Annotated in this window: 16 protein-coding genes; 9 read left to right on the forward strand and 7 right to left on the reverse strand. The window is 69.1% G+C overall.

The features are described 5' to 3' along the window. Positions 1 to 56: 56 nt before the first annotated feature. Entirely contained in the window at positions 57 to 1,496 is a 1,440-nt protein-coding gene (locus tag VGV60_18415; protein ID HEV8703250.1) for an amino acid permease, read from the forward strand. Continuing rightward, complete coding sequence (locus tag VGV60_18420; protein ID HEV8703251.1) at positions 1,493 to 3,772, forward strand: M28 family metallopeptidase; 2,280 nt, start codon at positions 1,493 to 1,495, stop codon at positions 3,770 to 3,772. The genes VGV60_18415 and VGV60_18420 overlap by 4 nt, the downstream gene beginning before the upstream one ends. Here VGV60_18420 and VGV60_18425 read toward each other — a convergent pair. Beyond that, positions 3,735 to 5,642, reverse strand: a complete 1,908-nt coding sequence (locus VGV60_18425) for a DUF3857 domain-containing protein (protein ID HEV8703252.1) — start codon at positions 5,640 to 5,642, stop codon at positions 3,735 to 3,737. The two genes, VGV60_18420 and VGV60_18425, sit on opposite strands and share 38 nt — an antisense overlap. Positions 5,643 to 5,791: 149 nt before the next feature. Here VGV60_18425 and VGV60_18430 point away from each other — a divergent pair, with 149 nt between their 5' ends. Further along, complete coding sequence (locus tag VGV60_18430; protein ID HEV8703253.1) at positions 5,792 to 7,813, forward strand: DUF3857 and transglutaminase domain-containing protein; 2,022 nt, start codon at positions 5,792 to 5,794, stop codon at positions 7,811 to 7,813. A gap of 23 nt (positions 7,814 to 7,836) precedes the next feature. Continuing rightward, positions 7,837 to 9,870 carry a DUF3857 domain-containing protein gene (locus VGV60_18435; GenBank protein ID HEV8703254.1) on the forward strand — a complete coding sequence of 678 codons (2,034 nt, stop codon included), beginning with the start codon at positions 7,837 to 7,839 and terminating at the stop codon, positions 9,868 to 9,870. Between the two features lie 18 nt (positions 9,871 to 9,888). Here the strand turns inward: VGV60_18435 and VGV60_18440 are convergent, their stop codons facing one another. The 3 genes from VGV60_18440 to VGV60_18450 are packed head-to-tail and all read right to left on the reverse strand — an operon-like array spanning position 9,889 to position 13,454. Then, positions 9,889 to 11,700 carry an aspartate aminotransferase family protein gene (locus VGV60_18440; protein HEV8703255.1) on the reverse strand — a complete coding sequence of 604 codons (1,812 nt, stop codon included), beginning with the start codon at positions 11,698 to 11,700 and terminating at the stop codon, positions 9,889 to 9,891. Between the two features lie 40 nt (positions 11,701 to 11,740). Continuing rightward, positions 11,741 to 12,514, reverse strand: a complete 774-nt coding sequence (locus VGV60_18445; GenBank protein HEV8703256.1) for a CoA-transferase — start codon at positions 12,512 to 12,514, stop codon at positions 11,741 to 11,743. Between the two features lie 34 nt (positions 12,515 to 12,548). Further along, positions 12,549 to 13,454, reverse strand: coding sequence for a CoA-transferase (locus VGV60_18450; protein ID HEV8703257.1), 906 nt, complete (start codon positions 13,452 to 13,454; stop codon positions 12,549 to 12,551). A gap of 204 nt (positions 13,455 to 13,658) precedes the next feature. Between VGV60_18450 and VGV60_18455 the strand changes: the two genes are divergently transcribed. The 5 genes from VGV60_18455 (at position 13,659) to VGV60_18475 (ending at position 18,862) form a co-directional block, all read left to right on the forward strand. Continuing rightward, the gene (locus VGV60_18455) at positions 13,659 to 14,348 is read left to right on the forward strand and encodes a hypothetical protein (protein ID HEV8703258.1); all 690 of its coding nucleotides are present in this window, start codon (positions 13,659 to 13,661) and stop codon (positions 14,346 to 14,348) included. Position 14,349: 1 nt separating this feature from the next. Then, positions 14,350 to 15,291 (forward strand): cysteine synthase family protein, encoded by a 942-nt coding sequence (locus VGV60_18460; GenBank protein HEV8703259.1) that lies wholly within the window; start codon positions 14,350 to 14,352, stop codon positions 15,289 to 15,291. After that, positions 15,284 to 16,138: a pirin family protein gene (locus tag VGV60_18465; GenBank protein ID HEV8703260.1), complete on the forward strand. Its 855-nt coding sequence runs from the start codon at positions 15,284 to 15,286 to the stop codon at positions 16,136 to 16,138. The genes VGV60_18460 and VGV60_18465 overlap by 8 nt, the downstream gene beginning before the upstream one ends. Positions 16,139 to 16,434: 296 nt before the next feature. Then, positions 16,435 to 17,019 carry a hypothetical protein gene (locus VGV60_18470; GenBank protein ID HEV8703261.1) on the forward strand — a complete coding sequence of 195 codons (585 nt, stop codon included), beginning with the start codon at positions 16,435 to 16,437 and terminating at the stop codon, positions 17,017 to 17,019. A gap of 22 nt (positions 17,020 to 17,041) precedes the next feature. Continuing rightward, a complete protein-coding gene (locus VGV60_18475) occupies positions 17,042 to 18,862 on the forward strand; it encodes a CRTAC1 family protein (GenBank protein HEV8703262.1) in 1,821 nt (606 codons plus the stop codon). A 24-nt stretch (positions 18,863 to 18,886) separates the two neighbouring features. On the opposite strand, the gene VGV60_18480 is transcribed toward VGV60_18475, so the two are convergent. The 3 genes from VGV60_18480 to VGV60_18490 are packed head-to-tail and all read right to left on the reverse strand — an operon-like array spanning position 18,887 to position 22,959. Continuing rightward, a complete protein-coding gene (locus VGV60_18480; protein ID HEV8703263.1) occupies positions 18,887 to 19,303 on the reverse strand; it encodes a PD-(D/E)XK nuclease superfamily protein in 417 nt (138 codons plus the stop codon). A 4-nt stretch (positions 19,304 to 19,307) separates the two neighbouring features. Then, positions 19,308 to 20,177, reverse strand: a complete 870-nt coding sequence (locus tag VGV60_18485) for a Dam family site-specific DNA-(adenine-N6)-methyltransferase (protein ID HEV8703264.1) — start codon at positions 20,175 to 20,177, stop codon at positions 19,308 to 19,310. Between the two features lie 40 nt (positions 20,178 to 20,217). Next, on the reverse strand, positions 20,218 to 22,959 hold the full coding sequence (locus tag VGV60_18490) for a M1 family metallopeptidase (protein ID HEV8703265.1): 2,742 nt from the start codon (positions 22,957 to 22,959) through the stop codon (positions 20,218 to 20,220). Positions 22,960 to 22,994 lie beyond the last annotated feature (35 nt).

Genomic DNA, 22,994 nt, shown 5'->3' on the forward strand with positions numbered 1-22,994 from the left:
CATGGCGAAACATCCGCGCGTCGCGGACTACTGGGACGGGGAGCTGTAGACGCCCGATGAGCGACCCGCGCGAGGGAGAAGCCGGGCTCGTCCGGGCGCTCGGGCTCCTCGACTCGACCCTTCTGGTCATCGGGCTGGTGATCGGGTCGGCGGTGTTCCTGGTCACCGGAGGGGCGAACGGCGTGGCGCGCCTCCTGCCGTCCCCCGGGCTCCTCATCCTAGGCTGGGTCGCGGGCGGCATCCTGTCGTTCGCCGGGGCGCTCGTCTACGCGGAGCTAGGCGCCGCCATGCCGCGCGCCGGCGGGCAGTACGTCTTCCTGCGCGAGGCGTACGGCGACCTGACGGGGTTTCTCTACGGCTGGACCCTGTTCACGGTCATCCACACCGGCTCCCTCGCGGCGCTCGCCGTAGGATACGCGCGCTACTTCGGCGTCTTCGTCCCGGCCCTCGGCACCGATCGGGTCGTGGCCGCGCTCCCGCTTCTCGGCCACACGCTGTCGATCTCGGCGGGACAGCTCAACGCCGTCGCGGTCATCGTCCTCCTGTCGATCGTCAACTACTTCGGCGTCAAGGAGGGGAGCCTGTTCCAGGGGATCGTCACCATGGTGAAGGTCGCCTCCTTCGCAGGGTTCATGGTCCTGGGGATCGCCGTCGGCAAGGGCTCGTGGTCGCACCTGACGCCGCTGTTCGCCGCCGGGGCCGGAGACGCGGCGGCACCGGGCGTGGCCGTCGCCGGCGCCGCCGGCGGGTTCGGAATCGGCCCCTTCATCCTGTCGCTGGTGGCGATGCTGTGGGCCTACGAGGGATGGAACAACATCACCTTCACGGCCGGGGAGATCAAGGACCCCCAGAGAAACCTCCCGCGGTCGCTCATCCTGGGGATGAGCGCCATCACGTTGATCTACGTCGGGATGAACCTCGTCTACCTCTACGCCATGCCGATCGGCGACATGGTGTCGACGGACACCATCGGCGAGGCGGCCGCCGGCCGGCTCTTCGGCCCGATCGGCTCGACCCTCATGTCGGTGTGCGTGCTCGTCTCGGTGTTCGGCTGCATCTCGGCGACCGTGATCTCCGGCCCGCGGGTCTTCTACGCCATGGCGAAGGACGGCCTGTTCTTCCGGCGCATCGCCTCGGTGCACCCGCGCCACCGGACGCCGGCGCAGGCCATCCTCTGGCAGTGCGTCTGGTCGAGCGCCCTCTGCCTGTCGGGGACCTACGATCAGCTCTACACCTTCGTGATCTTCGCCGCCGTCCTGTTCTACGCCCTGGCCGGCGCCTCGGTCATCGTCCTGCGCCGCCGCCACCCGGAGTGGCCGCGTCCCTACCGCACCTGGGGCTATCCCGCCACGCCGATCCTGTACGTCGGCGTATGCGTCGTCGTCCTCGGGAACACGCTCATCAACCAGCCGGTCGAATCGGGCTGGGGCCTCGCCATCCTCGGCTGCGGCCTGCCGGCCTATCTCTATTGGCGGCGGAGGCGCACCGCCGCATGAACGGCCGGGTGCTCCTGACCGCGGCCGCGGCCCCCGCCCTCGCCGCCCTCCTGCTCGCGGCCCCCCGCCCGCCCGACCGGCGGGCCAGCGGGCCGCCGGGGGCGCCGAAGTCCGCCGCAGGCTCCCCGGCCGCTCCGGGCTCTCCCGTTCCTCCGGCAACCGGCATCTTCGGGTTCCTGCGCGCCTCGCTGCCGCGCCAGCGGGAGATCGAGGCGCTCCTCCTGAGCCTGCCGGACACGGCGCGGGTCGAGGAGCACGCGCGCGTTCTCACCGGGGAGCCGCACATCGCCGGCACTCCGGGGAACGCGCGGGTACAGCGCTACATCGCCGACCGCTTCAAAGAGGCGGGGCTCGACGTCGAGATGAAGAGCTACGACGTCTACATGGGATACGTGAACCGGGCGCTCCTGGAGCAGGTCGCCCCCGAGCCGAGGCTCCTGACCCGTCCGGAGGAAGGGGTGCCGGAGGACAGGGACGCGTCCGACCCCCGGGCGTCTCTGAACTGGAACGCCTATTCGCCGTCGTGCGACCTGACCCGCGAGGTCGTGTACGTGAACCACGCGCGGCCGGAGGACTTCGCGGCGCTCGACAGGCTGGGCGTGTCGGTGAAGGACCGGCTGGTCCTGGCGCGCTACTACCGCGGCTACCGCGGCGGCAAGGCGCAGGAGGCGCAGAAGCGGGGGGCGGCCGGGATCATCTTCTACAGCGATCCGATGGAGGACGGCTATTACCGGGGGGACGTCTACCCGCACGGGCCCTGGGGGCCCGAGAGCCACTTCCAGCGCGGCGCGACGGCGTTCGACTACATCGTCCCGGGGGATCCGCTGACCCCCGGCTGGGCGTCGCTCCCGGGCGCGCGCCGCATCGACCCGCGTCAAGCGGAGAATCTGCCGCGCATCCCGTCGGTCCCGATCTCGTGGCGCGATGCCCTGGTCGTCTTCCGCAACCTCGCCGGCCCCGCCGTTCCGCGCGGATGGCAAGGCGGCCTGCCTTTGACCTACCACGTCGGCCCGGGTCCGGCGCGCCTGCACCTCCGGATCGAGGCGTCCTTCGAGAGGCGCGCCATCACCAACGTCATCGGCGTCCTGCGCGGCTCGGCCGAGCCGGAGAAGATCGTGCTGCTCGGCAACCACCATGACGCCTGGGTCTACGGCGCCGTCGATCCGGCGAGCGGCACGGCGGCGATGCTCGAGCTGGCGCGCGTCGCCGGCGAGCTCAAGCGCCGCGGCTTCCCGCCGCGCCGGACCCTGGTGTTCGGCAACTGGGACGCCGAGGAGTGGACCCTGACCGGCTCGACCGAGTGGGGGGAGGAGCGCGAGGACGACCTGGCCAGAAACGGCGTCGCCTGCCTGAACATCGACTCGGCGGCCGCCGGCCCGAACTTCCAGGCCACCGCCGTGCCGACGATGCGGCGGCTGATCTCCGAAGCGCTGCGCGACGTCCGCGATCCGAGAAGCGGCGAGGACCTGTTCGCCGTCACCCTGCGCGACGACGAGGAGGGGGCCTTCACGCCGATCTACAACGCCCCCGCGGTCGAGCACCGGGCCCACCGGATCAACTACGACATCCTCGGCAGCGGCTCGGACTACACCGTGTTCTTCAACCACATCGGCATGCCGTCGCTCGACGCCGGCTTCGACGGCCCGTACGGCGTCTATCACTCCGTCCTCGACAATTACTTCTGGATGAGCCGGTTCGGCGATCCCGGGTTTCTCTACCACACGACGATGGTGCGCGTCTGGGCGCTCCTGGCCTACCGCACGGCCAACGCCGACATCCTGCCCTTCGAGGAATCCCCCTACCCGGCCGACGTGGGAACGTACCTGGACGACCTGGAGAAGAGCGCGGGCGCGGCGCGGCTTCCCGACCTGGCGGATCTGCGCGCCGCCATCGCGGAATGGGAGAAGGCGGCCGCCGAGTTCGACGCGAGGGTGGCCGCGATCCTTGAAGCCGAAGCCCCGGGGCCGCCGCGCCAGAGAGGCGCCGCGTCCCGCGGCCCCCGTCCCTCGCCGAAGGCGCTTGCCGGGGTCAACGCGTCCCTGATGCGGGCCGAGCGCGATCTGCTCAGCGCGGCCGGGATCCCGAAGCGCCCCTGGTTCCGCCACTTGATCTACGCGCCCCTCCCGACCTACCAGGCGGAGACCCTCCCGGGACTGCGCGAGGCGATCGGAGACGGGGACGCGCCGCGGGCCGCCGCCCAGGCGCGCACGCTCGCCGCCGCCGTGCGGGCGCGGACCGCTACCGTCCGGAAGGGGGCGGAAGCGCTGTGGCGATAGCGTCCGATTCCATGGTGAGGGCGTTCGCCTCCTCCTCCGCCAGGGACGAGACGAACGAACGCAGGGCGGGATAGTCCTCGACCGGGATCTCGCGACGGGACACGGTGACCGATCTCCGGACGACCAGGACCTGGTGGTCCTGCTCCCGCTCCATCGCGAACTGCGTGCTCGCGGACAGCCCCGGGCCGCTCAGGCTCCTGTCCGAGGGGACCCTCTTGAAGGTGCGTCCGGGCGGAAGGTGGAGGCGAATCTCGGTCGTGTCGCTGCGCAGATTCGAGAACAGGACAGGATGGCGCCGCTTCGGGTAGGAGGCGACGTCGGTCAGGGCCTTGAAGCGCACGAGGAAGGGGGAGATGATCTCCCGGGTTCCGGCGCGAATCAAGAAGCGGGGGACGGTGAACCGGAGCGTGGCCGTGTCCGGGCCCTTCGGATCGGGCGCGATCTTCACATCCTGGCCCTGCAGCACCGCCCCCGGGCAGAGAAGGCTCATGATGTCGGCCAGCGCATCCTCCCGTTCGCTCGGCTTGGCGGCCTGAAGCTCGTTCAGCAACTCGCGCCGCACTCCCCACGCCTGGATCTCGTAGGTTCCCTCGAGGTCGCCGGTCGGCTTGAGATGCGCCACGGCCCGGATGTGCCTGCGGTTCTTCTCGGGCGGGAAGAGGGGCGTCGTCACGAGCTCGCCGCGCCCGTCTTCCTTGACCACGAGGGCGGGAACCCCCTGGTCCTCCCACGGGAGATCGCCGAAGGGGGTGTGGTCCGGCGTGGGGTCGAGGAACAGGTAGGCGTCGTCCAGCGGCACGGCCACGATCTGGTGATTGAAGGAGGGGGCGGGTGAATCGCGATCGATCAGCCTGAAGTTGCGGGTCATGATGAGGACGGGGTAGCCGCGCACGCCGACCGACTGGAGCAGGGCAATCAGGAGGGTCGCCTTGTCCTTGCAGTCGCCGTACCGGTGACGCAGGACGTCTTCGCTCGCGTGCGGCTGCCAGCCTCCGATCCCCAGGTAGATCTGGACGTAATCGATCTTCTTCTGCACGAATTCATAGAGGGGCCTGATCTTCGCGTCGGGGTCCTGCAGGCCTGCGGTCAGCTCGCGGGCCGTCCGTTCGACCTCGGGGGTCGGCTTGATCCGATCGCGAACCAGCTGCCAGTCCCAGCCGGCGATTCCGTCCCAGGTGGACGCGTCGATGCGATGCTCTCCGTACACGATGTCCTTCGGCACGATCTCGATGCGCGGCAGCACGTCCATTTCAGGGGGCATCTCCGGCTCGGTCTTCATCGCGGGGGCGTCGCGCACCTCCCAGACGTGGGTCACGGTGCCGCCCTGCTCCACGCGCGACGGCTCGGGCGCGCCTCCGTGGGCGGTCAGGCGAAGCGGGAAGGAAGCGGGCGAGCGCACCGTCAGGGTCTGGAGCCGGACCGGGACCTCCTCCTGCAGGCTGATCGTGCGGGGCAAGTAGAACAGGCTCTTGAGGGACTGCTCGTATTCATACTCGATCGTCGAGCCGGGAACCACGCCCGGAAAACGCAGGACCCGCGCCTTCTCTTCGGAGTAGAGCTCGTACGAACTGCTCGTCTCGTAGATGTCCTTCTTCTTGAGACTGGTCCGCGAGCCGGAAGGCGAGACCACCGAGCCGCGGAGCTCGCGGATGCTCACCCAGGGATTCTGGTTGACCGCGACCTCGTCGAATCGCTCCACGCCGGCCGGCGTCAGGACCTGGATCCGGCCGCGAGCCCGCACGCTGGCTTCGGCGTTCGAGGCAATGTCGATCTCCATCGCCTCCTCGAGGATGAGGGCGTCGTCGGAGACCCCGAGCTCCGCGGCCCGGCCGGGGCGCCCGAGACCGGGGGCGAGCAGGGCCACACTCACGCAAGCGAAAGCGAGAGCCGATACGCGTGGCCTCGACAAGGCGTTCCGACCTCCCGGCCGACCGAAATGGGCGATTGACAGGGTCTTGCTGGCGAGTAGAATACACCCAATCTCGATTCGACTGTCACCGGACACCTGTGAGGTCAGCCATGAGCCTGGTCCGTCACCACGTCGCCATCCTGGGTCTCTTCGTCGTTGTTCTGGCCATTCCGGAACCGTCCGCGGCGGCCTCGAAGCCCGCGGCCGCGGGGGCGGATGCCTGGCCGGAGATCACCCCGGCCGAGAAGTCCCTCACCAAGGTCGACCAGGATCCGGAAGCGGATGCGGTCGTCCTGATCAACGACCGCAACGGAAAGATCGTCCAGCGGGCCGAGGACTGGGTGAACGTGCTCGACTATCACTGGCGAATCAAGATCCTCAACGATCGCGGGAAACGGTACGCCGACGTCCACCTTCCGGCGGAGAAGCTCTCGCGCATCCTCAACATCAGGGCACGGACCGTCAAGGACGACGGGACGATTCTTCCGGTGGCGCCCGACCAGATCTTCGAGAAGCTCCTGTACCAGGTCGGGGACCTGAAGGTGACGGAATGGGTCTTCAAGTTTCCCGCCGTGGAGCGGGGAGCGATCCTGGAGTACCGCTACGACCGCTACGACAATTTCCTGGTGTTCGTGGACCCCTGGTACTTCGCGGGACCCGAGTTCACGCTGCTCTCCCGCCTGACCCAGGTCATACCGAACGGCATGACCTACTCGATCCTCTGCGACCTGTGCGGCGGCGCAAAGCCCGAGGTCAAGGAATGGCGCGAAGCGAAGGCGAAGGGACAGATGTACAGCATCGAGCTGCGCAATGTTCCCGGCTACCGCGAGGAGCTGATGATGCCGCCGGCGCGCGATGTCACGCCCCGCATGGAAATGGTCATGCAGGGCTGGAAGGATCGCCGGATCGAGGCGCTCGGACGCCAGGACAACCTGTTCACCGACTGGGCTTCGGTCGCCAAGTACGCCTCGTTCTACTACCAGCAGGCGATCAAGGCCGGTCAGGTGGCGATCAAGCCGGTGGTCGACGAGTGGACCAAGGGGCTCTCCGACCCGCAGGAGAAGATCAAGGCGATCACGCGCCACGTCCAGCAGGACTTCCGGTATCTCGACTTCTACAGGTTCGTCACGCTCAGTCCCGACCCGATCGACAAGCTCCTGAAGAACAAGGCCGCCGACAACGCCGAGAAGGCCGTCCTCCTGATGGCCGCGCTCAAGGCGATAGGGGTCGACTCCCACGCCGCCCAGGTCTCGGGGAAGGCGGGCGGCTCCCTCAACCCCAAGTTCTTCAGCCCGACCCAGTTCACGCACGCCATCGTCGGGCTGCCCCAGGCGGACGGCACGTACCAATGGATCGATCCCACCGTGTCTTACGCCCCCTTCGGTTTCGTGCCGTGGACGGACTCCGGTGCGGGAGCCCTCCTGCTGAAAGGGGACCAGGGGGAGCTGATCACGCTGGGCTCCAAGGCCGAGCTGAGCGCCTCGCGCTACAAGCTCTCGGTCAAGCCGCGCGCCGATCTCAAGGCCGACATCGAGGCGGAGGCCGAATACATCGGGGAGGACGCCATCGAGATGCGGGATGATCTCGCGCCCATCTCCGAATCGGATCGCAAGTCCTACTTGCAGGCGTGGGTGGCCGAGCGCCGCCCCGATGCCGTCCTGAAATCCTTCAGCATCGAGGACATCGACGCCATGGACAAGCCCCTGCGCATCAAGATGAGCATCGAGGCGCCGGGCCTCGTGACGCGGGCCGACGACGTGCTCCTGGTGCGCGCCTGCGTCCTCAACTGCTACGACACCAATCCGCTCTCCCGCGCAAACCGCCAGCACCCGTTCTACATCGATCGCGGCTGGAGCCGGGAGGAGACGGTCGTCATTGTTCCTCCGTCCGGGATGATCGCGGCCCAGATGCCTCCTCCGGCCGCCGCGAAGTCGGTGATCGGCTCCCTCTCCCTCGGCTGCACCTCCCAGAGCGACGGCGGGGCGCGCTGCTGGGAGCAGTTCACGGTCCGCCGGAACCGCTGGCCGGCGGATCAGAACGGCAGCATCCGCGCCATGTACGACAAGATCGTAGAGGCCGGACGCATGACCGTCGCGTTGCAGAAGGCCGAGGCCGCCCCGGCCGGGCGCTGAACAGGCGTCCGGGAGACACCCTGGTGACGCGCCGCACGCCCGTTCCCCCGGGCAGGGTCCTGCTCCTCTCCCTGGCTCTCCTCCTCGGAGGAGCTCCATCCGCCTTGCCGGGTCGTGACGGCGGGAAGGACGCTGCCCCGTGGCCGGACATCACCGAGCAGGAGCGAGCGCTGACCTCGGTGCCGCAGGACCCGGATGCGGACGCCGTGATCCTGCAGCACACCCGCGACGGAAAAATCGTCCAGGAGGGAAAGTACTACGTCAATGTCCTCGACTACCACTGGCGATTGAAGGTCCTCAGGGAGCGGGGCAAGCGCTATGCGGAGGTGCACATTCCGTCCTACAAATCCTCGCGCGTGGAGGGAATCGAGGCGCGCAGCATCAGGCCGGATGGCACCGTGGTTCCCGTGGCCAAGGACCAGATCTTCGAGAAGCTCGTCCAGAAAGGGCGCGGCTACAAGGTCACCGAGCACGTCTTCAACTTCCCGGGGGTCGAGCCGGGGGCCATTCTCGAATACCGGTTCCGGCGCCACCGGGCCGGGCTCTTCGCCCTTGTCTACATCGAGCCCTGGGACTTCGCGGGGCCGGAAATCACGCTGGTGTCCCGGGTGACGCAGGCGCTTCCAGGGGACGCGAGCTACCGGGTCCTGTGCAACAGGTGCCCGCACCCGGTGCCCACGGAGGAGGACTGGATCGACGGGAAGACCATCGGGAAGCGGCTCACGCTGGGCATGAAGAACGTCCCCGCCTACCGGGAGGAGCTGATGATGCCGCCCAGGGAGGAGGTCAGCCCGAGAGTGGAGATGGTCCTGGTGGCGTGGAAGAACGTCCTGTGGGAGCCGCTCGACAGGGTGAGCAGCCTCTTCACCGACTGGATCTCCGTGGGCACCTTCGCCCGCTACTTCTATCAGAAGGTCTACCGCCTCGACGATGTCGCGGTGAAGCAGGCCGTGGCCTCGTGGACGAAGGGGATCCCGGATCGGAACGACCAGATGAAGGCGATCTTTCGCCATGTCCAGGAGGATTTTCGGTACGTCCCCTCCGACGACGTGTACGGGCAGGCCTCGTCGATCGCGTCGATGATCAAGGCCAAGGCGGCCGACAACGAGGACAAGGGCATCCTCCTGATGGCCGCCCTGAGATCGATGGGAGTGCGGGCCCAGCTCGCCCTCGTGGTCGGCAGACGGAAGGGACGTCTGAACGCGGCCTACCCGAGCCTGTCGCAGTTCAGCCACGTCATCGTCGCAGTCCCGCAGCCCGATGGCTCCGCGCTCTGGCTGGATCCCACCGTCACCTACGCCCCGTTCGGGTTCATGCCCTCGCAGGACAGCGGCGCGGGGGCCCTCTACATCACCGACGAAGGCTCGGCGCTCATCAACCTGCCGATCAAGACCGAGACCAACGGCACGCGCTTCGCGATCACGGCCAGGCCGGGGTCCGGCGGCATGACCGAACTCGATGTCGTGGCCGAATACGAGGGGGAGGACGCCATCGCCATGCGCCAGGAGATCGTGCCGGTCGCGGAGGCCGCCCGCACGACGTTCCTGGAGGGTTGGTTGAGGGAGGCGCGTCCCGGGGCGGCCCTGCGCTCCCACGAGTTCGAGAACCTCGAGTCGCTCGACAAGCCGCTGCGAATCAAGATGACCGTCGAGGCCTCCGGCCTCGTGACCCGGGCCGACGATCTCATGCTGGTGCGCGCCTGCATCCTCGAATGCCGGGACGTCAACCCGCTGTCGAATCAGGATCGCCGCTACCCGTTCTACGTGGATCTCGACTGGAACGAGCGGCAGACGGTCACGGTCATGCCCCCGGCCGAAATGAAGGCTGCCCGGCCGCCGGCTGCGGCGGCGGCCAAATCAGCCATCGGCGCGCTGTTCTTCACGTGCGCGTCCCAGGCCGAGGGAGCCGTCCGTTGCGAGCGACTGCTCATGGTGCCGAGGAATCACTGGCCCGCGGACAAGGGCGCGGGGATCCGGGCGATGTTCGACTCCATCGTGGAGATCGATCGCACGAACGTGGCCCTGCAGCTCGTGGAAGGCGGATCGTCCGGGCGTTAGCGGGGCAAGCCGCGCCCGTCAGCGCAGCGACTTCTCCAGCCGGGTGAGGCCGCGGCCGAGGCGGGCGACGAGGTCGTCCATCTCGGCGGGGGTGATGGTGAAGGGGGGGGCGATGATGAAGTGGTCGCCGTCCTGGCCTTCGCGGGTGCCGGAGCCGGGGTAGATCAGGAGGCCCTCCTCCAGGCAGGCTTCGTACAGGCGCCGCGACACCTTGAGGCGGGCGGGGAACGGCTCTCTGGTCTTGCGGTCCCGCACCAGCTCGATTCCCCACATCATGCCGAGTCCGCGCACGTCGCCGACCGTGCGGTGACGGCGGAGCGCGCCGAGCTTCTCGCCGAGGGCCTTCCCCAGGCGCGCGGCGCGAGGGATCAGCCGGTTACGCTGCACGTAGTCGAGGACGGCGCTGCCGATGGCGGCCGACAGGGGGTTGGCGCTGTAGGTGAAGCCGTGCTCGAAGTAGCCGCGCCCGGCGGCCAGTGCATCGGCGACGAAGCCGCGGGCAATGACCGCGCCCAGGGGCGCGTAGCCTCCCGACAGCCCCTTGCCGACCACGAGCATGTCGGGAACGACCCCCCAGTGATCGACGGCGAAGTTCTTCCCGGTGCGGCCGACGCCGGTCATCACCTCGTCGGCGATCAAAAGGACGTTGTGCTTGGTGCAGATCTCGCGCGCCCTCTTCCAGTAGCCGTCCACGGCGGCGACGGCGCCGAGCGTGGCGCCGACGACCGGCTCGGCGATGAACGCCGCGACCGAGTCCGGCCCCTCCTGGTGGATGGCGGCCTCGAGATCCTCGATGCAGGCGACGTTGCAGGAGGGGTACTTCAGCCCGTAGGGGCAGCGGTAGCAGTAGCAGGGAGGGATGTGCGGCATCGGCACGAACAGGGGCGCGTAGAGAGCGCGGCGCGCCACGTTGCCGGTCACCGAGAGGGCCCCCATGGTGCTGCCGTGGTACGACTGCCAGCGGGCGATGGTCTTCGACTTGCCGGGGTGGCCGGTCTCGATGTGGTATTGGCGCGCCAGCTTGAGGGCGGTCTCGATCGCCTCGCTGCCCCCCGAGACCAGGTAGACGCGTCCGGACTTCTTCATGTCCCCCGGCGCCAGCGCCGCGACGCGGTCCGCCAGGCCGATCGACTCCTTCGTGATGAACTGCGAGGAGTGCGCGAAGGCCAGGCGCTTCGCCTGCCTCGTCATCACCTCGGCGACCTCGGCGACGCCGTGGCCGATCGAGCAGACGACCGCGCCGCCGCAGCCGTCGAGGTACTTCCTGCCGGCGGCGTCGTAGATCCAGATCCCCTCGGCCCGCACGGCGACCGGGTATTCCGCCGTCAGGTTGCGGGGGAACAGGTGCGGCGCGCCCGCGGGGGCGGGCGCGGACTCGGGCCCCTTGGGGGACTCGCCGGCGGCCTGACCGGAGCGCGAAGGGGACCGGGGCTTCTCCGGCGCCCTCAGCCTCGTCACGATCGTCGGCGCGGGGCGCGACCGCGGCCGATCCCCGCCCTCCTTCCGGGCGCGCAGGAAGTACTCCTCCTCTTCGTGCGGCTCCGGGTCCTCCTCCTCTTCATCGTCGAGGAGCATCTCGATCTGCTCGGCCGCCTTCAGGGCCTCCTCCGCGATGAGCGCCGGCTCCCTGGCGAGCGACGTCCGAAGCGACGCGGCGGCCCGTCCCGTCGCCCTCGCCAGGGCCGAGTCCTGAAGGATCGGCCCGCGGCTCGCGGCCGGCTTGCGGCGGGCGGCCGGCCGGGCGGAGCGCTTCCCGGCCGCGGACGATCGCGCCGCGCCTTTCGCGCCGAAGCGGCCCCGCGAGCGCTTCGCGGGGGCACGCTTCGCCATCCGGCGTTTCCGTGCGGCCTGCTTCAACCTCTTCACCTCTTCACCCGGCCTTCGATTTGAGGAAGATCCCCTGCGGATCGAGCTCCTCGCGGATGATCCGGATCTCCTCGGGGGTAGGCGGCGGCGTCTCGGTGAGGTCGCCCGCCACCCTGACGTCCCAGCCGGTGCTGTCCTTGATCGTCTTCACCGTGACGCCGGGATGCATCGAGACCAGGACCATCTCGCGCGTGTCGGGGTCGAAGCGGTAGACGCCCATGTCGGTGATCACCAGATCGGGGCCGCCCCGAAGCCCCAGCGACTCGCGCTCGCGGCCACCGCGCAGGTAGCCCGGGCTGGTCACGAAGTCGACGCGCTCGGGAAGGGTGCGCTTCGAGTTGGCGATGGTGATGACGACCTTTTTCGCCAGCGCTGCGATCTCGCAGGCGCCGCCGCTGCCCGGCAGGCGGACCTTCGGTTTGGCGTAGTCGCCGATGACGGTCGAGTTGATGTTGCCGAAGCGGTCCACCTGGGCCCCGCCCAGGAAGCCGACGTCGATCAGGCCGCGCTGCAGGTACAGGTTGAACACGTCCAGCATCGGCACGACGGCCAGGGAGCCGGTCACCAGGCACGGATCGCCGATCGAGATCGGCAGGCGCTTCGGCACGCAGCCGACGGCCCCCGACTCGTAGATCATGCAGATGCCCGGTGCGTGCATGCGGTAGGCGAGATTGACCGCCAGCGACGGCACGCCGATGCCGACGAAGACGACGTCGCCGTTCTTCAGCTCCTTCGCCGCCCGCGAGACCATCAGCTCGGATGTCGTGTATCCGGCCATCGTCCACTCCGCCGGCGCCGTGGCCCGCCGCCGCTCAGAACCCGTAGTTGACAGGCGCGCACATCTGCCGGTCGGCCTTCAGCTCGTCGAAGCGCGCGCCCATCTTCTTTATATACGCGGCGCGGTCGGGGATCCCGTGCACCCACTCGTCGAGGTACGCCCCGAAGCCCTTCTCCTCGCGCGAGACGGCGTCCCACTTCACGTAGAAATCGTTGTCGCGATCGTACGCCCCCTGGACGAACGACGGGTGCGCGCCGAACGGCTCGTGCACCACGGCGCTGACGATGGCGCCCGGGATGAGCGTGCGGTTCGGGTCGGAGCGGATGACCGACGAGTCGACCACCTCCTCGACCGACACGATCACCCTGCGGCTGGCGAACGCCGCCTCCTTCTGCACCCCGTACAGGCCCCAGACCTGCGTGTTGCCGTCGGCGTCGGCGCGCTGCGCGTGCACGATGGTCACGTCCGGGTTGAGGGCCGGCACGCACCACAGCTCCTCGTCGCCGTACGGCGAGCGCACCTTCTTGAAGTGCGGGTTCACCTTCGTGAGGTCGGTGCCGGGATAGTTGCGCGTCGGCAGGAACGGCAGGTTCGACGCCCCGGCCATGAACCGCAGCACCATGCCGAAGTGCGTGTACTCCTCGATCTCGAGCGGCCGCGGCCGCCCCTGCTCGACGGCCCGGCGGAAGGCGTGCAGCGGCCCCACCCCAGGGTTGCCGGCCCAGGAGAAGATCAGCTTGCGGACGCACCCCGCGGCGATCAGCTGGTCGTAGATCAGGTCGGGCGTCAGGCGGGCCAGCGTCAGGTCGCGCCGGCGCTGGCGGATGATCTCGTGCCCGGCGGCGAACGGGATGAGGTGGGTGAACCCCTCCATGACGACCAGGTCGCCGTCGCGCACGAAGCGCGCGATGGCGTCCTTCATCGTCATCTGCTTGGACATGTCCGTCGCCCCAGGTGTCCCGGCCACCCGGCTGAAGGCAAGGGCTTCAGCCGCTGCCGCTCTATGAATCAAGGTGGGCGCGGGAGCGGAAGCATAGCACGAGTCGCCGGGGGCCGCGGCCGTGCCCTCCCCGCGCGACTCTGGCATAATGCCTGTCGACGGGCCCGGGAACGGGACCGGACAATCGCTCGAGGGAGGATGTCGGTGAAGGGGGCCGGCCGCGCAATCCGGACCGTGCTGCCGGGCGGAGTGTTGCTCCTGGCGAGCCTCGCCTGCGGCGGCGCTCCGGATGGGACCGGGAGCGCCGCGACGGCCCAGGCTCCTCAGAGGGTCGCGGACCCTTCCGCTCCGGAAGCCGGGCCGGCCGACCGGCTCAGCCCGTTGCCCACGCACGATTCCGTCCTGGCGGGGCCGCCGGGAGCCGCCGCTTCCGGAGAGCTCGCCTGGACCGTCCCGAAGGAATGGATCGAGGAGCCGCCGAAATCCGGGATGCGCAAGGCGCAGTACCGGCTGCCGGCCGCCTCGGGAGACAGGGAGGACGGCGAGTGCGTGGTCTACTACTTCGGCGCCGGGCAGGGGGGCGACGTGAAGGCGAACCTCGACCGCTGGGCGGCCCAGTTCCGCGGCTGGGGCACGGCGTCGCCGGAATTCTCCGAGGTGAAGGCGGGGGGGTTCACCATCAGCCGCGCCGAGGTCCATGGAACGTACACGCCGTCGCCGATGTCGATGGGGGGCGGTCCCGAGCCCGAGCCGAAGCCGGGCTACATGCTGCTCGGGGCGATTGTCCCCGGTCCGGACGCCAACTGGTTCTTCAAGTGCACCGGCCCGGAGAAGACCATGGAAGCAAACCGCGCGCGCTTCGACGCGCTGCTGGGCTCGGTCCACGGGGGGTGACATGAAGAGCCTCCAGGAATCGATCGGCAACACGCCGCTCGTGCGGCTCGTCCGGATGCCCGGGCCGGGGAGCGCCGACGTCTTCGTGAAGCTGGAGGGGGCGAACCCGACCGGCAGTATGAAGGACCGGATGGCGCTGTCGATGGTCGAGGGGGCGGAGCGGCGCGGCCAGCTGAAGCCGGGAGGGACGGTCGTCGACTACACCGGGGGCAGCACCGGCAGCTCGCTGGCGATGGTGTGCGCGGCGAAGGGGTACAAGGCGCACTTCGTGTCGTCGGACGCGTTCGCGGAGGAGAAGATCCAGACGATGCGCGCCTTCGGCGCCACGGTCGAGGTCCACACGAGCGTGAACCGCAAGGTCACGCCGGAGCTGATCCAGAAGCTGGTCGGCCGCGCCCGCGAGCTGGCCTCGCAGCCGAACACCTTCTGGACCGACCAGTTCAACAACCCGGACAACCGGGCCGGCTACCACCCGATGGCGCGCGAGATCATCGCCGGGCTCGACGGCCGGCTCGACGCGTTCGTCATGGCGGTCGGGACCGGCGGCTGCTTCTCGGGGAACGCCGAGGTGCTCAAGGAGCGGCTGCCCGGTGTGCGCTGCGTGGCGGTCGAGCCGGCGGCCTCGCCGGCGCTGTCGCGCCGCGGCCCCCTCGGCGGGCACCGCATCGAGGGGATCGGCGCCGGGTTCGTGCCGTCGATCTGCCGACTCGATCTGGCCGACGCGATCGTGGCGGTGAGCGATGACGACGCCGCCCGGACCGCCCGGCGGCTGGCGCAGGAAGAGGGGATCCTGGCGGGGACCTCCTGCGGCGCGAACCTCTGGGCCGCCCTCCGGCTGGCGCGGGAGCTCGGGCCGGGGCGCCGCGTGGTCACGATCATCGTGGACTCGGGGCTGAAGTACCTGCAGGGGGACCTGCATCGCGGGGGAGGCGACCATGACTGAGATCAGACGCGTGCAATCCGTCATCGAGCCGCAGCAGGTGCTCGAAGGAGCGGGGGTCAGGCTCCACAGGAGCATCGGCACGCGCGAGGTCAATTATCTCGATCCGTTCCTCCTGCTGGACGACTTCTCGTCGCACGACCGGCGCGACTACGAGGCCGGTTTCCCGCAGCACCCGCACCGGGGGATCGAGACGGTCACCTACATGCTGAAAGGGGCGGTGAACCACAAGGACACGCTGGGGAACGCCGGGAGCATCGGCGCCGGCGACATCCAGTGGATGACCTCCGGGCGCGGCATCCTGCACGAGGAGATGCCCCAGGTCCGCCCCGAGGGGATCGCCGGATTCCAGATCTGGGTGAACCTGCCGGCGAAGGCGAAGATGACCGCGCCGCGCTACCAGGACGTCCGGTCCGAGCGGATTCCGGAGATCAAGGGGAAGGACGGCGCCCGGATCCGCGTGGTCGCCGGGACCGTCGGCGACGTCCGGGGGGCGGTGACCGATATCGCGGCCGATCCGATCTATCTCGACGTCCTCGTCCCGCCGAAGAGCGCCTACCGTGAGCGCGTGGCCCGCGGGCACACGGCCTTCGCCTACGTCTTCGAAGGAAGCGCCATCCTTCCCGGCCTCGGGCGGGAGGAAGTCACCGTGACGGCCCCGCAGCTCGTGGTCCTTTCGGACGGCGACGAGATCCACGTCAAGACCGGCGCCGGGCCGGCCCGGTTCCTGCTCGTCTCCGGCAAGCCGCTCGGCGAGCCGATCGCCCGCTACGGCCCGTTCGTGATGAACACCCGGGCCGAGATCGAGCAGGCCCTCGAGGACCTCCGCCGCGGGACGTTCGTCCGCTAGATTCCCATAGTGGCGCTCAGAGTGTGGAAACGACGGGCGACTTCCCGACGACCGCCCGGTCCACATCCCCGACTTATCAAGCGTCAAGCCAGCCCTCGCCGCGCTCTGAAACCAGGATTGATGTGCGAAATTCCCCCTTGCTGTGTCCGCGGGCGAACGATTGTCCGCGACCAGTTTCCGTCCATGAACGGGGTTCTTCTCCACACTCTCGGCGCCACTATGCATGGACAACAGGTCCGCGATTCACTATTCTCCGCCAGTCGTTCTTGAGCCGGCCGCGGCCGGCGGGAGGAAACATGATGATGTCAGCACGCGCGCGGCGGTTCGCGGTGGGTGCCGCCCTGGCGGCGGGGATCCTGGTGCTCGGCGCCTTCGAGGTGCGGGCGCAGGCGGGGGGGATGCCGGCGGGGACGCCGCCCGCAATGGTCGCGACCTACGAGAGCCTGGCGGACGCGATCCTCGCGGTCAAGACCACCGAGGCGAACCTGGTGCGCGCCATCCTCGGCACCGCGTACGCGCACGCGCAGGTCGAGCTGGACCGCGCGCGCAAGGCGATCAAGGCGGGGGACGCGAAGGGATCGCAGACGGCCCTGGAAGGACTCGCGTCGGCCGTCGGGCAGCTCGGCACGGAAGGGGATGCTGCGGTCGGCGCCGTGCGCAAGCGGCTTCTCGAGGGGGGCCACCATCACAACGCGGCCGGCGAGGCGAAGCGGATCTACGACGAAGGATTCGTCGTCGTGACGCGCGCCGCCAAGCAGTCGTTCCTCGACGCGTCGAAGGCGTTAGGCCTCCTGGCGCGCGCTCCGAAAGCGGACGCGCTCGAGACGGAATGGAAGAAGGTCGAGACGACCTGGGCGTCCCTGTCGAAGGGGAGCGTCTGATCGCGCCTCGCCTCCATTGCTGATGAGCCTCGCGCGCCGGGGCGGGGCGGCCCCTCTGGCGTGGGCCTGCCTCGCGGCGTCCGCCTGCGTCGATGCAGGCGCGCCGCCGGCGCCGCCGGCCTCACCGCCGGAAGCGGAGCGCCAGGCCGGCGCAGAGCGTCGCGCCGGTGCGGATCATCCGGGCGCCCCGGCCGGCGCCGAAGACCAGGGGGCGGGACGGTTCCACTTCGTCGACGTCGCCGCCGCGGCGGGGATCACGCGCGTTACCTGGGCGGGGCGGCCGGGGAAGGACCACCTCCTCGACTCGGCCGGAACGGGCGCGGCGTTTCTCGACTACGACCGGGACGGACGTGTGGACGTGTACATCGTGAACGGCTGGCGCCTGGAGGCTCCCGCGCCGGGCGGCCCGGCGCCGGGCAAGGCGCGGGTGGTCGAGCGCGGTCGCGATGCCCTGTACAGGGGCCTGCCGGACGGCACCTTCCGGGACGTCACCGACGAGGCCGGCGTCGCCGGTGAAGGGCACTGGGGATCGGGGGTCGCGGTGGCCGATTACGACGCCGACGGCCGGCCCGATCTCCTGGTCACGAGCTTCGGACCCAACGTCCTGTACCGCAACCGGGGGGACGGCACCTTCGAGAACGTCGCCCCGCGCCTGAGGATCGAAGCGCCAGGCTGGAACACCGGGGCGGCCTTCCTCGACGCCGATGGGGATGGCGACCTCGATCTTTACGTCGCGGCGTACATCGCCGCGACCCTCGACGACGTCCTCTCGGCGAGGCCGACCCTCGACTGGAAGGGGCTCGAGAAGGTCGCGTTCGGCCCGTTCGGCCTCACCGGGGCGCCGGATCACTATTTCAGGTCGGAAGGGGGCCGGCGGTTCGTGGATGCCACGGCCGAGGCGGGGCTCCTGGACAAGGGCCGGGCGTTCGGCTTCGCCGCCCGCGCCGCCGACTTCGACGACGACGGCGATCTCGATCTCTACGTCGCGAACGATTCCGATCCGAACTACCTCTACCGCAGCGAAGGGCACGGGACGTTCAAGGAGGTCGGCGTCTGGTCAGGGTGCGCCCTCGACGCGAACGGCGCGGCGCAGGCCAGCATGGGGGTGGCGGTCGGCGACGCCACGGGGGACGGCAGGCTCGATCTCGTCACGACGAATTTCTCGGAAGACTTCTCGACCTTCTACCGCGGCCTGGGGGGCGGGTCCTTCGAGGACGCCAGCGAGGAGACCGGGGTCGGCCCGGCCACCTTCCCGCCGATGTCCTGGGGCACGGCCTTCGCCGATTTCGACAACGACGGCGACCTCGATCTGGTGATCGCCAACGGCCACATCTACCCGCAGATCGACCGGCACCCGGAGGTCCTCGGGACCTTCCGCCAGCGAAATCTTCTCCTGGAGAACCGCGAAGGGCGCTTCGTGGACGTCACCGCGCAGGCCGGCCCGGGGTTCCAATCGCTCGAGTCGAGCCGCGGGCTGGCGATCGGGGACTACGACAACGACGGCGACCTGGACATCCTGATCACCCGCCTCGACGCGCCGCCCGCCCTGCTGCGCAACGACGGCCGGGGGGCCGGGTCATGGCTGGAGGTGGCGTGCGAGGTCCCGGGTGGAGCGGCGATCCCGATCGGCGCCACGGTCAAGGTGACCGCGGGCGGCCGGACGCAGCGGCGCGACATCGCGTCCGGCGACTCCTACCTGAGCAGCCACGATCCGCGGCTGCACTTCGGACTCGGGGGCGCGGCCACGGTCGAATCGATCGACGTGCGGTGGCCGGACGGCAGCCACACCGTCCGCCGGAACGAGGCGGCGCGGCGGCTCGTCGTGGTCCGCAAGGGATCGTGAGCTGACGCAGGTTACTTCGGGACTCTACAGGCTGCCTTGATTGGCTGATGCGACAAAGTCCTCGAGGCTCACGATGCGGATCTTTTGAGCATGCGAAAGATGCTGCCGGAGGCCGTCGCCAGTGTAGAAGTCACGCAAGCTCCAGCCAGGTCCGCCCAATACCAGATACGCTGCCTCGAATAATTCGGACTGAACAGCTTCGGCGAGGCAGATGACCTCGAACGGAACCTTTTGCTCGGCCGTACCGGAGACCTGCTGCCACTTCATTGAGATGAGCCACCGGAGTCCCTGCTTCGCGGCGACAGCGTCCACGATATGGCGACCGCCGCCAAGCCTCTTGCCCACGTTCACTTGCAGGTTCACTTCGTAGCCACCACGCCGTAAAGCCGGCAGGATCATCTGCTCCAGGACACTGCCAGTCGTCGTGTTGCGAGGTGACATGGATTCAAAGATTCTTGAGGGCCAAGACCTCTTGGGCTGGGGTTCTGTCCCCGGTGCAACTGATCATCCTGGGGGCACGGAGGATGGTCAACTCAAAGCCAAGGGATTTGTAGAGATCCATGATTCTATCCGTCGCCTGGTTCGACAGGATGACGGGCCCATCATGTTTCGCCAGCCACCTGGCGGCCCGGACCTGATCGTGCCAGGAAAACCCTTCCTTCGCGTAACTCGTGAATTCCACGTCGTAGGGCGGGTCGGCGTAGACGAAATCTCCCCGGGCCAACGAAATGTCCTCGAAATCCACGCTCATGAATTGCCAGCGTCGGAATGCCTTGCGATACTCCAGAAAGTCATCCCTGTACGAAATTGAGGCATATCGACCAAATGGGACGTTGAACGCTCCCCTTCGGTTGAAGCGGCACAGGCCGTTGTAGCCCGTACGATTCAAGTAATAGAAAAGTGCTGACGCATCCTTACTGCCGCCGAGGCCCGCGGCGAGGAGCTCATTGAATTGTTCTCGATGGGCGTAGTACATCTTCTCGTCATTTTTCATCGGCAGCTGAGTCCGGAAGCCGCGCTTCAGCCAGCGATAGAAGCTGATGACATGGGGATTGACGTCGTTGAGAAGGGCGCGCTCGGGCCTGAGCCCAAGCGTGACCGCAAGCCCACCGCAGAATGGTTCCACAAGGCGGCGACCGGATTGAGCCTGCCATAGCGGGCGCAGATGCGGAATCTGCCAGCGTTTACCGCCTGCCCATTTGAGCGGAGGTCTGAGCAGGAGAGGCTCACCAACAGTCCGGACGCCAGAACGGCGGGATGACGCAGGGGGCACCGTCTCACCGCGCCGTCGGGGTGATGTTGAGATGAGGCTCATCGTGAGCACGATAACATGCCGGGGTGTCGGCTGACGGCGCCTATCGTGTGCCTGCAGCAGCCGAGCCCGGGCCGGGGGCGCGCAGGAAGGCGGCCGCCGCCGGCTCCTCGCGGCGGCGGAGGGCGGCGCAGTCGTTCACCTGGTCGGCGAGCTTGGCGAGCTCGACGGAAACCCCGGGGGCGTCGTGCTCGGGGCTCGAGAAGAAGGCGCGCGCCTCCTCGAGCGGGCCGGTCGTGCAGCCGGCGGCGAAATACACCAAGAAGGTGGTGTAGTTCGGGGGGACGCGCGAGGAGATGGCCTTGAAGTTCGTCCGGACCCAGGACCACACGGCCGGACGGCTCGACGGCGTGGAGTAGAGGTAGTGCGGGATGGTCAGGATCTCCTGCGGCCGCAGCGGTCCCGCGAGGGCATAGGCGAGCGCCGCATCGGCCACTTCGGGCTTCTCGAACGATCCGAGCGCCGCCAGGTAACGGGAGCGATCGGCCGGGATCTTCGCGGACTCGAAGCGGCCGCAGTACGCGCTGAAGAGCGCCATGTCGCCGCGCTGCGCCGACAGGCGCAGGGCGATCCCGGCGACGGCGGGGTCGATCGAGGCCGGGTCTGTTTCATAGGCCCTGGCGAGCGAGGCGGCGTCATCGAGGACCGCCTCGTCGCGCCCCTCCTTCCCCAGCCACTCGAGAAGCCGGGGACGCAGGGACGTCACGCTCGCGTCCTCTCCTTCGGCGCGGGTGCGTCCGATACGGGCGAGCGTCGGGCCCAGGGTGGCGCGCAGCCAGGCGACGAACGGTCCCTGGAGCTCGGGGACGACGAACGCCTCCTTGACCTTGTCCAGTCCGTCCAGGACCGCCCCGACCACGCGCGGCTCGGGGTCGCTGGCGAAGCGCCCGAGGAGCCTCATGTACTCGTCCCCCTTGAGCGCTCCGCCGTCGAGGAGGGCGGCCAGGTTGCCGAGGAAGCCGACGCGCTCGCGCGGGGTGAGCGTCTTCGGAGCGTCGGCCGCCAGCGCCGACAGCATCGCGGGAGGGACCTGCCAGCGGTAATAGCCGGTCTCTCCGGCGTTCGGATGGATCCAGGCGGGGCGCTTCTTCGCGGTCAGGCTCACGATGGTCGACTCGTCCTTGAGCAGCAGCGTCTCGGTGCGGGTCGCGCCGCCGTCGGGGTATCGCAGGGTGACCGGAATCCGCCACGTCGAGGCCCGCGGCGGAGCGACGCCGTAGTTCAGGAAGCGCGCCTGCGTGAGGCGCACGCGGCCGTCGGGCAGGACTTCGGCCTTGACCAGCGGCACGCCGGGCTGGTCGAGGAAGGTCCCCATGGCGGCGCCGATGTCCTTGCCGGCCACCTTCGACAGCGACGCCCACAGGTCCGAGGCGGTGGCGTTCCCCCACTGGTGCGCCTTCAGGTACTCGACGACCCCCTTGCGAAACGTCTCGGGGCCGAGCCAGCGCTCGAACATCGTGAGCACCGCCTGCCCCTTGTCGTAGGCGAGCGTGTCGGCCAGCTGGTCGAGGTTCTCGACCCCTTCGATCGGCTGCCGCATGGCGCGCGTCGACAGGCGCGCGTCGGTGGTCATCGCCTCGTTCATTCCGGTCACCTGGGCCAGCTCCGCCTTGAACTCGGGGAAGGTCTGGTCCGAGACCTTGTCCCCCATCCAGGAGGCGAACGACTCGTTCAGCCACAGGTCGTCCCACCATTTCATCGTGACCAGATCGCCGAACCACATGTGCGCGACCTCGTGCGCCACGATCACGACCAGGGTGCGCCTCTGGTCCACGCTGGCGGCCCGCGGGTCGATCAGCAGGATGCGGTCGGCGAAGGTGATGGCGCCGGCGTTCTCCATGGCGCCCGGCCAGAACTCCGGCACCGCCAGGACGTCGAGCTTGCGATACGGATAGGGGATGCCGAAGTACTTCTCCAGCGCCAGGGTGATCGGCGGCGTGACGCGCGCCGCCTCCTGCGCCAGGCGGGCGCTTCCCTTCACGGTGACGATGCGGCCCGGAAAGGGCAGCCCCTGCATGGCGACGGTCTCGAGCGGCCCCGTGGCGATCGCCAGGAGGTAGGTCGGCAGGGGGGGCGTCTTCTCGAACTCGACGACCCGGCGGTCCCCTTCCATCTTCTCGCGCACGATCGGCGTGTTGCCGATCGCCATGTCCCCCTTCGGCACGACCAGCGTGACCTGGAACGGGATCTTGAAGTCCGGCTCGTCCCAGCAGGGGAACGCCCCGCGCGCGTCGGTCGCCTCGAACTGGGTGAAGGCGTACCAGGCGCCGTCTACTTGAAGACGGTAGAGCCCGGTCGCCTGCGTGTCGAAGGTCACGGAGAAGTCGATGTCGAGCGCGTAGGTCCCCTTGTCGATCGGCCGCTCGGTGGTCACGACGACCCGGTCCCCCTCGGTGGCGCGCTGAGTGGGGATCTCGCGGTCGCCTGGGGAAGCCTCGCTGCCCGCCGGTTTTATTTCGGCCAGCCGGGCCAGGACCAGGCGCTCGATGATGATGCCTCGGGCGTGAAAGTCGAAGGAAGACGTCGCCTCCCGAGCGCTCAGCTCGATGCGGGTCGTCCCGCTGTAGATCGGTTGCGCCGGATCGAGCGTCAGCCGGACCGACTGAAACGTCGGGACCACCTTGCGCTCGAGCCGCGCCCCGGCCGCCGCCGGCGGGATTGCGGAGGTGAAGGACACGAGAGCGACGGCGAGAGCAACGGGGAGGATGACCGGGCCGGCCGGCGCGAGCCGCCGGGCCCCGCTCCGACCGGCGAGGGAGTTGCGAAGAACTGTGAGGCGTCTCACGTTCGCTCCGGATGACGCGGCCTCTCGGCAGGGGA

This window comes from Candidatus Polarisedimenticolia bacterium, from assembly GCA_036001465.1.
Classification (GTDB): Bacteria; Acidobacteriota; Polarisedimenticolia; order Gp22-AA2; family Gp22-AA2; genus Gp22-AA3.